This is a genomic window from Polaromonas sp. P4_F4, from assembly GCF_056401355.1.
In genome coordinates, this window is record NZ_JBFUJO010000004.1 from 226,555 (window position 1) to 240,995 (window position 14,441).

Consider the following 14,441-nt stretch of genomic DNA (forward strand, 5'->3'; position numbering starts at 1 on the left):
GCGCCAGCGCTACACGAAGCTCAGCGAAACCCGGTTCGGAACTCAGTCGATTTTCGCACCGGAAGCCTTCACCACCTGGGCCCACTTCTTGTGCTCCGCGTCGATGAAGGCCGTGAACTGTTGCGGCGTGTTGCCGCCCGGAATCGCACCTTGTGCAAGCAGTTTTTCCTTGATGGCCGGCGTGTTCAGCGACTTGGCCACTTCCTGCTGGATGCGGTTGACAACGTCGGGCGGCGTTGCCGCCGGCGCCAGCAAACCAAACCACGAACTCGCGTCATAACCCTTCAGCGCGGGCCCGCCCGCCTGTTCCACCGTCGGCACATCGGGCAGGGCCGCGGAGCGCTGTGAACTGGTGACGGCCAGCGCCTTGAGCTTTCCTGATTTGATGAGCTGCATGGAGGACGGCAGGTTGTCGAACATCACATCCATGTCGCCACCCACCATGGCCAGCAGCGCCGGGCCCGAGCCGGTGTAAGGGAAGTGGGTCATGTAGGTGCCGCTCATGGTTTTGAACAGCTCGCCGGCCAGATGGATGGACGTGCCGTTGCCGCTGGAGGCCATGTTGAACTGGCCCGGTTTCGACTTGGCGACCCGGATGAAGTCGGCAACATTGCTGATGCCGGCAGCCCGCGCTTTTTCAGCGTTGACGATCATCACGTTCGGCACGCCCGCGACCAGCGTGATGGGGGCAAAGTCCTTTTGCGGGTCGAAAGCCATCTTGCTGTAGAGCGATTTGTTGATGCCGTGCGTTCCGACCGTTCCCATCAGCAGGGTGTAGCCGTCGGGCGCCGACTTGGCCACCGCATCGGCGCCGATGTTGCCACCGGCCCCGGCACGGTTCTCGACCACAAACTGCTGGCCGAAGGCTTTGGACAGTTCAGGCGCCATTGCGCGGGCCAGAATGTCCGTGGTGCCGCCAGGCGCGAAAGGCACCACGATCTTGACGGGCTTGGTCGGCCATGTGCTTTGGGCCCACACGGTAGGCGCTATAAAAACAATAGCAGATAGCGCGCAATTAACGAGGGCAAGGCGCCGGTTTTGTTTAAAGGAAAGATTCAAGACGGTCTCCGGTGGATGGGTGCACGCTGCAGCCAGCAAAGATACCGTGCCCGCACCGTTGCTTCAAGAGGGTAAATCCGGGCATGATCCGGGCATGAAAAAAGCCGCCGGAGTCGACCCGGCGGCTTGGCAATCAGGGCGATGCCTGCGTGCTCAGTCGGCAAACTTTCCGGCGGCTTCGATCACCGGCTTGATTTTGGCGATCTGGTCCGCCACGAAAGCCTTGTGGGCCGCCGGCTCGACGCGCTTGTCGGCGACGACGATGGCGCCCAGGCCTTCCTGCTTCTTGATGAAGTCAGGGTCCTTCAGCGCCAGCTTGAGCGCGGTGTTGAGCTGGGCCAGCACGGCTGGAGGTGTGCCCTTGGGCGCATACAGGCCATGCCAGATCGTCAGCTCGAAGCCCTTCAAGCCCATTTCCTGCAGCGTCGGGTAGTCCTTGAGCACCTTGTTGCCGGACAGCGGCTTGGCGGTCGTCACGGCAAACGCCTTGACGCGGCCGGCCTCGATCTGCCCCGTGGTGTTGGTGGTCTGATCGCACATCAGGTCGACCTGGCCACCCACCAGCGCGTTCATGGCAGGCGCGGTGCCACCAAATGGAATCGTCGTCATGGCCTCGCTGGCCTTGATGGCCGATTGCCACATCAGGCCGCACAGATGAGAGGCTGAACCCAGGCCGGCATGGGCAATATTGAGCTTGCCGGCGTTGGTGCGAATATAGTTTTCAAAGTCGCGGTAGTTGTTGGCCGCCAGCTGGGGTTTGCCAATCAGCGTCATTGGCACTTCGTTGACCATGCCCAGGTATTCGAAGTCTTCGAGCGGCTTGTACTGCAGCTTGCGGTACAGGCCCGGCGCCGCGGCCATGCCGATGTGGTGCAGCAGCAGCGTGTGGCCGTCGGGTGCAGCCTTGGCAACCTTGGTAGCGCCAATCGTGCCGCCGGCGCCGTTGACGTTTTCCACCACAAAATTGGCGCCACCGCCCATGGATTTGCGCATGGCTTCTGCCAGGTCGCGCGCCACCCGGTCGGTGGGGCCGCCGGCTGCAAAAGGAACCACGAAGCTGATGGGCTTGGAGCCCGGGAAGGTTTGGGCGTTGGCGAAGAGGGCTGTCGCGGCGACGGCCAAGACTAACAGGCGTTTCATGCGTGTCTCCTTGAAAATAAGCCCTTGAGTGTACGGTTGGCCCGCCGTAAATTGACGGCGGGAACTACGTAAGCAAAATCCTCTAGAGGGGCGTGCTCCCGCACGAAAAGAGTGGCGGCCTCCCCCCTCGGGCAGGCATACCCTTTCTTCATTGATAGCTGCGGGCGTCCTCAATCACCTTGCCGTCGTTCGGAAGGCTTCCAGGGGCCATCAACTGCACCGTGCCGCGCAGCTTGGTGACATCGCGTATGGCCTCGCCGATGCGCTGGTCCAGCCCCGCCTGCGCTGCGGCGCCCCCTGCGACCTCGACCTGAAGGGTCATGCTGTCATTGGCCATCTCGCCGTTGACCACCAGCCGGGCCTTGCCCACCTCGGGAAAACGCCGGGTGATGTCGGCTATCTGGCCCGGGTGCACAAACATGCCGCGCACCTTGACGGTCTGGTCCGCCCGCCCCATCCAGCCCTTGATGCGGGTGTTGGTACGCCCGGTCGGGCAGGTGCCCGGCAACACGGCCGACAGGTCGCCGGTGCCGAAGCGGATCAGGGGATAGTCGGGGTTTAGCGTGGTCACCACGAGTTCGCCCACTTCACCTTCGGCCACCGGGTCGCCCGTGCCGGGACGGACGATTTCCACAATCACGCCCTCATCCAGCACCAGGCCTTCACGCGCTTCGGTTTCGTAGGCAATCAGGCCCAGGTCCGCCGACGCATAGCACTGGTAGGCGGCTATGCCGTGCTCGCCCAGCCAGTCGCGCAGGCTGGGTGGACAGGCTTCGCCAGACACCATGGCCCGGGTCACGGTGGGCAGCGCCACCTTCATCTCGGCGGCTTTTTCGACAATGATTTTGAGGAAGCTGGGCGTGCCGACATAACCGGCCGGCTTGAGCTCGGCCATGGCCTGTACCTGCTGCTCGGTCTGCCCCGTGCCGCCCGGAAACACCGTGCAGCCCAGCGCGTGGGCGCCGCTTTCCATCATGGTGCCGGCCGGCACGAAGTGGTAGCTGAAGCAGTTGTGGACCAGCTGCCCCGGCTTGAAGCCAGCGGCGTGCAGGGCCCGCGCCATGCGCCAGTAGTCCTTGCGCGTGCTGTCGGGCTCGTAAATCGTGCCGGGGCTGGCGAACACGCGCGGCATCGCGGCGCCATAACGCAGCGCGCTGAAGCCGCCGAAAGGGTCGCCGCCCGCCCGTCGTGCGGCCTGCTGGCGCTCCAGCAGCTCGTGCTTGCGCGTCACGGGCAGGCGCGCCAGCGCGGCGCGCGAGCTGATGGCTGCGCTGTCCACGCCCTGCAGGATGCCGGCGAAAGCCGGCGCGTGGGACTGCGCATGCGCGATCTGCTGCGGCAGCGCGGCCATCTGGGCGGCTTCGCGTTGTGAAGGGCTTCGCACTTCCAGTGCGTCGTAATGTGTGGTCATGTGAGATCTTCCAAATCCTGTCAATACCTCGGCGCGATCAGTTGCAGCAGCGGAACATGGGGCGACGAATCTGAAACCAGCAGGGGCCGCGGAACCGGCTTCGCCGGGCCGCAGGCGCAGCGGCCCCCTCGGGGGGCAGCGAACCACACGAAGTGGGGAGCGTGGGGGCCATATTCACGCCAGCCAGCGTTTGCGGCGCTTGTAGCTCTTGACGTCCTTGAAGCTTTTGCGTTCACCGCCGCCCACGCCCAGGTAAAACTCCTTGACGTCTTCGTTGTTGGCGAGGTCGGCCGCGAGCCCGTCCATGACCACGCGGCCGCTTTCCATGATGTAGCCGTAGTCGGCGTACTTCAGCGCCATATTGGTGTTTTGCTCAGCCAGCAGGAAGGTGACTTTTTCTTTCTGGTTGAGGTCTTTGACGATGTTGAACACCTCTTCCACAATCTGCGGCGCCAGCCCCATCGACGGCTCGTCCAGCAGCACCACGGAGGGGCTGGCCATCAATGCCCGGCCAATCGCACACATCTGCTGCTCGCCGCCGGAGGTGTACGCGGCCTGCGATGTACGCCGCGTTTTCAGGCGCGGAAAGTAGTTGTAGACCTTTTCCAGATTGGCCGCCATTTCGGCCTTGCTCTTGCGGGTGTAGCCGCCGGTCAGCAGGTTTTCTTCGATGGTCAGGTGGGCGAAGCAATGCCGGCCTTCCATGACCTGCACCACGCCGCGTTGCACCAGGTCGGAGGTCGAGAGGTTTTCAATGCGCTCGCCGCGCAGCTCGATCGAGCCCTTGGTGACTTCTCCCCGTTCCCCTTTGAGGAGGTTGGAAATCGCGCGCAGGGTCGTGGTCTTGCCCGCGCCATTGCCGCCCAGAATGGCGACGATGCGGCCTTCGGGGACCTGAAGCGAAACGCCCTTGAGCACGAGGATCACGTGGTTGTAAATGACCTCGATGCCATTGACGTTGAGAACGATGTCTGGTTTTTCCATGCTGTTTTTTTCCAAGTGCCAACTGAAAGAACAGCCCTCTGTTCTTTCAGTTGGCGGCTCATCGGAGCCGCGCCCCTCCCGCCCGGCGGGCAGGGCTGGGGAGGGTGCTGTCAGGACTGGCAGTCAGCCGGAGTGCGCGGCGTCAGCTTTTTCTCGGTGGCGTATCTGGCGGCGGTGGACTTGATCAGCGGCTTGAGGATTTGTTCATCGGCCTGCAGCCAGTCGGAGGTGAATTTCCACTGCTTGCCGTCCCAGGTGTGGATGCGGGCCCAGGCTGCACCCATGTGGTCGGTGCACGAGGTGCTGATCGGGCGCATCACGCCGGCAAAGCCCAGGGCGTCCAGTTTGGCCTGCGTCAGGTTGAGGTTTTCCAGACCCCAGCGGACCTGCTCGCCTGTCATGACCTTGCCCTTGCCGAAGCGGTCCTGGGCGGCGCGTATGCCTTCCACGCCCAGCATGGCGCTCATGGCGCCACGTACGTAGAGCACCTGCCCCACTTCGTCCTTGGGCCCCGTGCCCTGGCCCTTGTCGTGCACCAGGGTCAACACGTCCTTGACGAGTTTGGACTGCGGTTCGGCGCCGTGCTGCAAGGTCACGGCGTTGTAGCCCTTGGCGCCGTCCGCCACGTCTTTCACGTCAGGCTCGGCACCGGCCCACCACACGCCGTACATTTTTTCGCGCGGGTAGCCGGTCGCTTGCGCTTCCTTGATGGCGGTGGAGTTCATCACGCCCCAGCCCCACAGCAAGGTGTAGTCGGGGCGGGCCTGCCGAATTTGCAGCCAGGTGGCTTTTTGCTCCACGCCGGGCGCGGTGACAGGCAGTAGCTGCAGCTCAAAACCGAGTTGTTTGCTGCGCTCCTGCAGCAGGGCAATCGGCTCCTTGCCATAGGGGCTGTCGTGGTAGACCAGCGCGATTTTCTTGCCTTTGAGTTTGTCGAGCCCACCCTCTTTTTTACCGATGGCCTGCAGGATGGCGTCCGAGGCCACCCAGTAGGTGCCCGCGATCGGAAAATTCCATTTGAAGACGGAGCCGTCCGCGCTTTCACTGCGCCCGTAGCCCACCGTGACGACGGAGATTTTGTCGGCGGGCGCCTTCTCTGTGATGGCGAAGGTGGCCCCCGTGGACAGCGGCTGCACCAGCGCGGCGCCACCGTTTTTGCCTTTCAGGCGTTCATAGCATTCCACGCTGCGCGCCGTGTCATAGCCGGTTTCGCACTCTTCAAACGAGAGCTTGACGCCATTGAGGCCGCCGCGGGCATTGACCAGCTTGAGGTAGTCGACATAGCCATTGGCCCACGGCGCGCCATTGGGCGCGTAAGGCCCGGTCCGGTATGACAGCACCGGAATGAACTGCTCCTTGGCCTGGGCCAGCGCGCCGGTGGACACCAGGGACGATGCGCCGGCAGCCACAGCCGCAACGGCGAGAATCAAATTGCGAACCTTCATTGTTGTCTCCTAATAATTAAAAGCAAAGCACCCGAAAACCCGAAATCCGAAAACTGATATCCCGACAAGTGATCAATTACCAAAAAAATGCGCTCGTTTCATGGGTAGTCCCCAATCAACCCTGGTCCTAATGGGGAAACGGCCAGAGCCGCAGCTTCTGTTTGCCAATGGCCCAGAGCTTGGCCAGCCCGTGCGGCTCCACGATCAGGAACCAGACGATCAGACCGCCAAAAATCATCAGCTCGGCATGGGAGACGCCCGCGGTGGAAATCTCAAATCCAAATGCATGTGCCAGCACCGGCAGGAACTGGTTCAGCGCGATCGGCAGGACGGTGATGAAGGCCGCACCCAGAAAGCCGCCCAGGATGGAGCCCATGCCGCCGATGATCACCATGAAAAGAAGCCGGAAGGACTGGTCTACCGAAAATGCGGCAGGCTCCCAGGCGCCCAGGTAGACGAAGCCCCACAGTGCGCCGGCCATGCCGATGATGAAGGAGCTCACCGCAAAGGCACTGAGCTTGGCGTACATCGGACGAATCCCGATGACGGCCGCTGCCACGTCCATGTCGCGGATCGCCATCCACTCCCGCCCGATGGCGCCGCGCACCAGGTTCTTGGCCAGGAACGCCATCACCACCAGGATAGACAGGCACAGCCAGTATTTGCTGTGGGCGCTTTCAATCGGCAGGCCAAACACCTGCAGGTTGGAGACGGACACCGACCCTGAAGGGGAGTCGTTGGTAAACCACTTGATGCGCAGGAACATCCAGTCCGCGAAGAACTGTGCGGCCAGCGTCGCCACCGCCAGGTACAGGCCCTTGACCCGCAGGCTGGGCAGCCCGAACAGGATGCCGAATACCGTGGCGCACAGCCCGCCCAGAATCACCGCCGGGATGAGCGGCATGCCGGGAATGCGCACAAAAAAGTTATAGGCGCCATACGCGCCCACCGCCATGAAGGCGCCGGAGCCCAGTGAAATTTGCCCGCAATACCCCACCAGGATGTTCACGCCGAGTGCGGCCAGCGCAATGATCAGGAAAGGGATGAGGATGGCGCGAAAGAGATAGTCGCTAGCCAGCATGGGCACCGCTGCGAAGGCGAAAATCAGGAACAGGCCCACCACCACGCGGTCCTGCAGGATGGGGAAGATCTGCTGGTCCGCCCGGTAGGTTGTCTTGAATTGGCCGTTTTCTCTGTAGAGCATAAGGATGAGCCGCTGTTAGATCGCAATGAAAGAAGTTCCGCGTCGGGTTTTGCCCCGTGCAGCAGGGGCCGCGGAACCGGCTTTGCCGGGCCGCAGGCGCAGCGGCCCCCCCGGGGGGCAGCGCAGTACACGAAGTGACAAGCGTGGGGGCTTCATGTCTATACGCGGTCAATGATTTTTTCGCCGAACAATCCCTGCGGCCTGAACAGCAGGAAGCCGAGCGCCAGCACATAGGCAAACCAGATCTCGATGCCGCCGCCAACATAGGGACCGAGGTACACCTCGGACAGCTTTTCACCGACACCGATGATGAGCCCGCCGATGATGGCCCCTGGCACCGAGGTCAGGCCGCCGAGAATCACCACCGGCAAGGCGCGAAGCGCCACGGTGGTGAGCGAGAACTGGACACCCAGCTTGCTGCCCCAGATCATCCCGGCCACCAGTGCCACCACACCCGCGACGCACCAGACGATGACCCAGATGCGGTTCAGCGGAATGCCGATGGACTGCGCGGCCTGGTGGTCATCGGCCACCGCACGCAAGGCGCGGCCTGTCGCGGTTTTCTGGAAAAAGATGCTCAGCAAGGCGACCAGTGCTGCGGCAATCGCGGCGGCAATCAGGTCTTCCTTGTTGATCAGGATGCCGCCCGGAAATATGCCGTCGGCGACAAAAATCGGCTCCTTGGGCATGCCGATGTCGATCTTGTAGATGTTGCTGCCAAACAGGGTCTGGCCCAGGCCTTCCATGAAGTAGGCGATGCCGAGCGTGGCCATCAGCAGCGTTGCGCCCTCCTGGTTGACCAGGTGGCGCAGCACCAGCCGCTCGATTAGCCAGGCTACCGCAAACATGATGATGCCGGCAATCACGAAGGCAGCCAGGTTGGCGAAGATGAGGCTGTCGATGCCCGTCCATTGCGGGATCCATGCGGAGAATCTGGCCATGGCCAGGGCGGCGAACAGCACCATGGCGCCCTGCGCGAAGTTGAAGACCCCCGAGGCCTTGAAGATCAGCACAAAGCCCAGCGCCACCAGCGAATAGAGCATGCCGGCCATCAGGCCGCCAAAGAGTGTTTCCAGAAAGAAAGCCATATTATTTCCTCACCCCTGTTGCCGACTCACTGCGTGTAGCGGCCTCTCCCCTTGCAGGGGACGACGCCTGTGGCCCGGCGAAGCCGATGGTTTTGCTCACCCCCGTTGCCGACTCGCTTCGCGTAGCGGCCTCCCCCCTTGCAGGGGGCGACGCCAGCGGCCCGGCATAGCCGGTTCCGCGGCGCCTGCTGGAAAGGTCTGTAGTCATACCCCGGGATTCTTTCAAAGTGTTGTCTTGCATATCAGTGGCTGGTTCCGAGGTAGGCACGGATGACGTCTTCGTTGTTGCGCACTTCGTCGGGGGTGCCGTCGCCGATCTTCTTGCCGTAGTCCAGCACCACCACGCGGTCGGAGATGTCCATCACCACGCCCATGTCGTGTTCGATCAGCACGACGGTGGTTCCGAATTCATCGTTCACGTCGAGTACAAAACGGCACATATCCTGTTTTTCCTCGACATTCATGCCGGCCATGGGCTCGTCAAGCAGCAGGACCTGCGGCTCCATGGCCAGCGCCCGGCCCAGGTCGACGCGTTTTTGCAGTCCGTAGGGCAACTGGCCGACCGGTGTTTTGCGAAAGGCCTGGATCTCCAGGAAGTCGATGATTTTCTCGACCGCCTCGCGGTGCATGATTTCCTCTTTCTCGGCCGGTCCAATCCGCAGCGCCTGCAGCAGCAGGTTGCTCTTGATCTTGAGGTTGCGGCCCGACATGATGTTGTCCAGCACGCTCATGCCCTTGAACAGCGCCAGGTTCTGGAAGGTGCGGGCCACACCCATCACCGCGACCTGGTGGCTGTTCATGTGCTTGAAAGTCTGGCCGCGAAAGGTGATGGCTCCCTGCTGCGGCGAATAGACGCCGTTGATGCAGTTGAGCATGGAGCTCTTGCCGGCGCCGTTGGGGCCGATGATGGCGCGGATCTCGTGCTCCTTCACATTGAAGGAAATATCGGACAGCGCCTTGACGCCGCCAAAGCTCAGGGAGATGTTGCTGACGTCGAGAATGACTTCGCCTATTTTCTTTTGGGCCATGATGTGCGTGTCTTTGCTCAGGCTGCCGCCAGGACCGGCGCGAAGGTTTGGGTGTCGCTGATCTTGAGCGTGGCGCTCACGCTGCCGCTGCGGCCATCTTCAAACTTCACCACGGTTTCAATGAACTGCTCGGTTTTGCCGCCGTACAGGGCATCCACCAGCGGCTGGTATTTTTCGGCGATGAAGCCGCGGCGCACCTTGTTGGTCCGTGTCAACTCGCCGTCGTCGGCATCGAGTTCCTTGTGCAGCACGAGGAAGCGGCTGATCTGCGAGCCGGCCAGCAGCGCATCGGCGCTGAGGTCGGCATTGACCTTCTCGACGCATTCCTTGATGAGCTGGTAGACCTCCGGTTTTTGCGCCAGGTCGGTGTAGCCCGCATAAGGCAGGTTGCGCCGTTCGGCCCAGTTGCCCACCGCCTCGAAGTCGATGTTGATCATCACGCAGACCTTTTCACGGCCGTCGCCATAGGCCACGACTTCCTTGATGTGCGGGAAGAACTTGAGCTTGTTCTCCACATATTTGGGGGCGAACAGGGCGCCGTCACTGGCGCCTCCCTTGATGCGGCCCACGTCCTTCACCCGGTCAATGATCTTGAGGTGACCGCTGGCATCCAGAAATCCGGCGTCGCTGGTGTGGTACCAGCCGTCGGCCGTCAGCACCTCGGCCGTGGCCGCCGGATTTTTGTAGTATTCCTTGAGCAGGCCGGCCGACTTGACCAGGACCTCGCCGTTGTCGGCCACCCGGATTTGCACGCCTTGAATCGGCACGCCGACCGTGTCGGCCCGCGCTTCGTTGTCGGGCTGCAGGCAGACGAACACGGCGGTTTCCGTGGAGCCGTAGAGCTGCTTGAGGTTGATGCCGACGGAGCGGTAAAAAGTGAAGAGGTCCGGGCCAATGGCTTCGCCGGCGGTATAGGCCACCCGCACGCGCGAAAAGCCCAGGTTGTTGCGCAGGGGGCCGTAGACCATCAGGTTGCCCAGGCCGTAAAGCAGGGTCTGGACGAAACTGACCGGCTTGCCGTCCATGCGGTCAGGGCCCACGCGCCGCGCCACCCCCATGAAGTAATTGAACATGCCCCGCTTGAGGCGCCCTGCGTCCTCCATGCGGATCATGACCGTGGTGAGCATGCCTTCAAACACCCGCGGAGGGGCAAAGTAGTAGGTCGGCCCGACCTCCTTGAGGTCAATCATCACCGTACTGGCGCTTTCGGGGCAGTTCACCACATAGCCGCAGGCCAGCCACTGTGCATAGCTGAAGATGTTCTGGCCAATCCACGCAGGCGGCAGGTAGGCCAGCACCTCCTCGCGGGAAGTGAGCTTGTCAAATTCCGCGCCGGCCTGTGCACGGTCCAGCAAGGTCGTGTGCGTGTGCACCACGCCCTTGGGGTTGCCGGTGGTGCCCGAGGTGAAAAACATGGCGGCCACATCGTCCGGACGGCCCTTGTCCACTTCCGCCCTGAACCAGGCGGGCTGGCGGGCGGCGAAGGCCTTGCCGGACTCGATCAGCTGGTCCAGCGACACCAGTCCGGGCTCTTCGTAATTGCGCAGGCCGCGCGGGTCGTCAAAAATGATGTGGGCCAGGTCCGGGCAGCGGTCACGGATTTCCAGCAGCTTGTCGACCTGCTCCTGGTCTTCCACCATGGCGAACCGGACATCCGCGTTGGTGATGGGGAAGATGCATTCGGCGCCCACGGCATCCTGGTACAGCGGAATGGGAATCGCACCCAGCGACTGCGCGGCCAGCATGGTGGCATACAGGCGCGGCCGGTTGGCACCGATCACGGCCATGTGTTCGCCACGCGCCAGGCCCGCCTCGTGCAGGCCGCAGGCAATGTGTTCCACCAGCCCGGCCATGCCGGCCCAGCTGTGCGCCTGCCAGATGCCATATTCTTTCTCGCGCATGGCCGCGGCGCCGGGGCGCTCGGCGGCATGTTGGAGCAGCAATCGTGGGAACGTGGTCTGCATTCCGGTTCCTTGTCTCTTTCTTTCTTGGTGCAGCCTTCTGTCGGAGAAAGCCGCTGATGTAAACGAATAGTAGGACCGCATTTGACGTCGCGGTGTCATTGCGACGACAATTTGCGGGTAAGTCCTACTGGGGTGTCCCCGGGTCCCCCGGCCTATCCCTCGCCCGATCCGGTACTTCTTGCGAACCATGTCCACTGACCTGACCCTGCACCAGCGCCGCAGGATGCCCACTCCGGATGAACTGCAAAGCATTCCCTGGCTGCGCCTGCTGCTGCCTGCCGAGCGCGAGCGTGCCGTGGCCGAACTTCGGGTGGGCGAGGCGTATCCGGGTGACTATGTCTGCCGCATAGGCAAGCCGGTGACCTACTGGTTCGGCGTGGTCGAAGGCCTGCTCAAGATGAGCAGCGACAACGCCCAGGGCCAGACCATGACCTTCGCCGGGTTGCCGCCAGGCGGCTGGTTTGGCGAGGGCACGACGCTCAAGCGCGAGCCCTACCGCTACAACATCCAGGCGCTGCGTAAAAGCGTGGTGGCAGGCCTGCCGGTCGATACCTTTCACGGGCTGCTCGACCATTCCATCGGCTTTAACCGTTTTGTGATGAACCAGCTCAATGAACGGCTGGGCCAGTTCATCGCCGCGCGTGAAATTGACCGCATGAACAACCCCGATATCCGCGTGGCGCGTAGCCTGGCCGCGCTGTTCAATCCGGTGCTGTACCCGGGGGTGGGCGAAATCCTGCGCATCACGCAGCAGGAGCTGGCCTACCTGGTCGGCCTGTCACGCCAGCGCGTCAATGAAGCACTGACAGCCCTGCAGGCGCAAGGCCTCATCCGGGTGGAATACGGCGGGCTGCGCGTGCTCGACCTGGCCGCCCTGCGTTCCAGCATTGCCTTAAGCAAATCGTAGTCGCCGTCCTTGGCTGGTGGGCGTAGTCAGCTATCAATTTGATAGTTTGCGGATCGGGTTCGACATGCCCGGGCGGCGCTGTTCAGCGCTTTTTTACGGTTTTTTTACGCCGCCCGCCCCACTTTCATCCCCGTTTTTACGCGCCGAAACCTAACCTCCTTACATCGTCTTACGTTTGGAGAAGGTCCATGGATATTGTCTTTATTGTTGGTGCCGCCGCGCTCTGGGGCGTGATGGTGTTACTGGTCTGGGGTTTCCAGAAGCTGGAACGTCCGCGGGGAGGCCGCTCATGATCGGCCTTGACGTCCTGTACGGCTTTGGTGGCGTCTGTGCAATTGTGCTGCTCGCCTATCTGGTTTGTGCGCTGATCTGCGCCGAGGAGTTCTGATGACTAACTCCTCTTGGGGCCTGCTGGCTCTTTTCCTGAGCGTTTTGCTGGTGGCATCCTGGCCGCTTGGCATCTGGCTCGCGCGTCTTTGTTCGGGCCGGCTTCCGGGCTGGATGCACAAGCTGGAAGCACCTTTGTACCGCCTGGCCGGCACGTCCGCGGACAAGTCCATGAACTGGTCGCACTATGCGCTGGCCTTACTGGCCTTCAATGCACTGGGCGTTCTGGCTGTTTATGCGTTGCAACGCCTGCAGGTATGGCTTCCGCTGAATCCTGCCGGCATGGCGGCCGTGTCGCCTGACTCGGCTTTCAATACCGCCGTCAGCTTTGTGACCAACACCAACTGGCAGGGCTATAGTGGTGAAGCCACCATGAGCTACCTGACGCAGATGCTGGTGCTCGCGGTACAGAACTTTTTCTCGGCGGCCACCGGCATCGCCGTGGTATTCGCGCTCTTTCGCGGCTTTGCCGCGCGCTCAACCGGCGTCATCGGCAACTTCTGGGCGGACGTCACGCGCATCACGGCCTGGCTGCTGGTGCCGCTGTCGCTGGTGTTTGCCATCTTCCTCGTGGGGCAGGGCGTGATCCAGAACTTTGGTGCTTACAAAGACGTGAGCACATTGGAGGTCAACAGCTACCAGCAGCCGAAAAATGGTCCCGACGGCCAGGCCCTGAAGGACGACAAGGGCAATCCTGCCATGGAAGACGCCAAGACCGACAAGCAGACGCTGGCCATGGGCCCGGTCGCTTCGCAGGAAGCCATCAAGATGCTGGGCACCAACGGCGGCGGCTTCTTCAATGCCAATTCGGCGCACCCCTATGAAAACCCGACCGCGCTGAGCAATTTTTTCCAGATGCTGTCGATTTTCCTGATCCCGGCCGCGCTGTGCTTTGCGTTTGGCCGCGAGGTCGGTGACCTGCGCCAGGGCTGGGCCGTGCTGGCGGCGATGACTGTGGTTTTCGTGATTGCGGTGGTGGCCATCACGCCCGCAGAGCAGGTGGGCAACCCGCTGCTGTCGCCGCTGGGTGTGGACCAGACGGCCAGCGCCCTGCAATCGGGCGGCAACATGGAAGGCAAGGAAACCCGTTTCGGCATCAACGCCTCCGCCCTGTTCGCGGTCATCACCACGGCTGCATCGTGTGGTGCAGTGAACGCCATGCACGATTCGCTCACCCCATTGGGTGGCATGGTGCCCATGGTGATGATGCAACTGGGCGAAGTCGTGTTTGGCGGTGTCGGCACCGGCCTCTATGGCATGCTGATTTTCGCCATCCTGGCGGTGTTCATTGCCGGCCTGATGATTGGCCGCACGCCGGAGTATCTGGGCAAAAAAATCGAGTCGCATGAAATGAAGCTGACCTCGATCGCCATTCTGGTGACGCCAATTCTGGTGCTGGCAGGAACCGCCGTTGCCGTGCTGGCAGGCGCCGGCAAGGCGGGCATCGCCAACCCAGGCGCACACGGTTTTTCCGAAATCCTTTATGCGCTGACTTCGGCGGGCAACAACAATGGCAGCGCGTTTGCCGGTCTTTCGGCCAACACGCCGTTCTACAACACGCTGCTGGGCATTGTCATGTGGCTGGGCCGCTTTGGCGTGATCGTGCCGGTGCTGGCTATTGCAGGTGCACTGGCCGCCAAAAAACGCCTGCCGGTAACGGCAGGAACCATGCCCACGCACGGCCCGCTGTTCGTGACGCTGCTGATCGGCACCGTGCTGCTGGTGGGCCTGCTCAATTACGTGCCTGCCCTCGCGCTGGGTCCGATGGTTGAGCACCTGATGCTGTGGTCAGGCAAATAAACCGCAAGGCAAAGAGTAATTACC

The 14,441-nt window shown here is 62.3% G+C and carries 12 protein-coding genes; 3 read left to right on the forward strand and 9 right to left on the reverse strand.

Going from position 1 to position 14,441, the window contains the following annotated elements:
• Positions 1-42: 42 nt before the first annotated feature.
• The 9 genes from AC1DUR_RS06865 to AC1DUR_RS06905 all read right to left on the reverse strand — a co-directional run bounded on the left by AC1DUR_RS06865 (position 43) and on the right by AC1DUR_RS06905 (position 11,323).
• Positions 43-999, reverse strand: a complete 957-nt coding sequence (locus AC1DUR_RS06865; protein WP_477719053.1) for a Bug family tripartite tricarboxylate transporter substrate binding protein — start codon at positions 997-999, stop codon at positions 43-45.
• A 213-nt stretch (positions 1,000-1,212) separates the two neighbouring features.
• Positions 1,213-2,199 (reverse strand): tripartite tricarboxylate transporter substrate-binding protein, encoded by a 987-nt coding sequence (locus tag AC1DUR_RS06870; RefSeq protein WP_477718991.1) that lies wholly within the window; start codon positions 2,197-2,199, stop codon positions 1,213-1,215.
• Positions 2,200-2,347: 148 nt separating this feature from the next.
• Entirely contained in the window at positions 2,348-3,610 is a 1,263-nt protein-coding gene (locus AC1DUR_RS06875) for a phenylacetate--CoA ligase family protein (protein ID WP_477718992.1), read from the reverse strand.
• A 174-nt stretch (positions 3,611-3,784) separates the two neighbouring features.
• The gene (locus AC1DUR_RS06880) at positions 3,785-4,594 is read right to left on the reverse strand and encodes an ABC transporter ATP-binding protein (protein WP_477718993.1); all 810 of its coding nucleotides are present in this window, start codon (positions 4,592-4,594) and stop codon (positions 3,785-3,787) included.
• A 110-nt stretch (positions 4,595-4,704) separates the two neighbouring features.
• The gene (locus tag AC1DUR_RS06885; RefSeq protein WP_477718994.1) at positions 4,705-6,039 is read right to left on the reverse strand and encodes an ABC transporter substrate-binding protein; all 1,335 of its coding nucleotides are present in this window, start codon (positions 6,037-6,039) and stop codon (positions 4,705-4,707) included.
• Between the two features lie 127 nt (positions 6,040-6,166).
• The gene (locus tag AC1DUR_RS06890; protein ID WP_477718995.1) at positions 6,167-7,243 is read right to left on the reverse strand and encodes a branched-chain amino acid ABC transporter permease; all 1,077 of its coding nucleotides are present in this window, start codon (positions 7,241-7,243) and stop codon (positions 6,167-6,169) included.
• Between the two features lie 158 nt (positions 7,244-7,401).
• Complete coding sequence (locus AC1DUR_RS06895; RefSeq protein WP_477718996.1) at positions 7,402-8,331, reverse strand: branched-chain amino acid ABC transporter permease; 930 nt, start codon at positions 8,329-8,331, stop codon at positions 7,402-7,404.
• Positions 8,332-8,573: 242 nt separating this feature from the next.
• Positions 8,574-9,359 (reverse strand): ABC transporter ATP-binding protein, encoded by a 786-nt coding sequence (locus AC1DUR_RS06900; protein WP_477718997.1) that lies wholly within the window; start codon positions 9,357-9,359, stop codon positions 8,574-8,576.
• A gap of 17 nt (positions 9,360-9,376) precedes the next feature.
• Entirely contained in the window at positions 9,377-11,323 is a 1,947-nt protein-coding gene (locus tag AC1DUR_RS06905) for an AMP-binding protein (RefSeq protein WP_477718998.1), read from the reverse strand.
• 187 nt (positions 11,324-11,510) lie between these two features.
• Here AC1DUR_RS06905 and AC1DUR_RS06910 point away from each other — a divergent pair, with 187 nt between their 5' ends.
• From AC1DUR_RS06910 to kdpA, 3 genes are all read left to right on the forward strand, one after another.
• Complete coding sequence (locus AC1DUR_RS06910) at positions 11,511-12,230, forward strand: Crp/Fnr family transcriptional regulator (RefSeq protein WP_477718999.1); 720 nt, start codon at positions 11,511-11,513, stop codon at positions 12,228-12,230.
• A gap of 289 nt (positions 12,231-12,519) precedes the next feature.
• Positions 12,520-12,618, forward strand: coding sequence for a potassium-transporting ATPase subunit F (locus AC1DUR_RS06915; RefSeq protein WP_477719000.1), 99 nt, complete (start codon positions 12,520-12,522; stop codon positions 12,616-12,618).
• A complete protein-coding gene (gene kdpA / locus AC1DUR_RS06920; RefSeq protein WP_477719001.1) occupies positions 12,618-14,417 on the forward strand; it encodes a potassium-transporting ATPase subunit KdpA in 1,800 nt (599 codons plus the stop codon). The genes AC1DUR_RS06915 and kdpA overlap by 1 nt, the downstream gene beginning before the upstream one ends.
• The last annotated feature ends 24 nt before the right edge of the window (positions 14,418-14,441 follow it).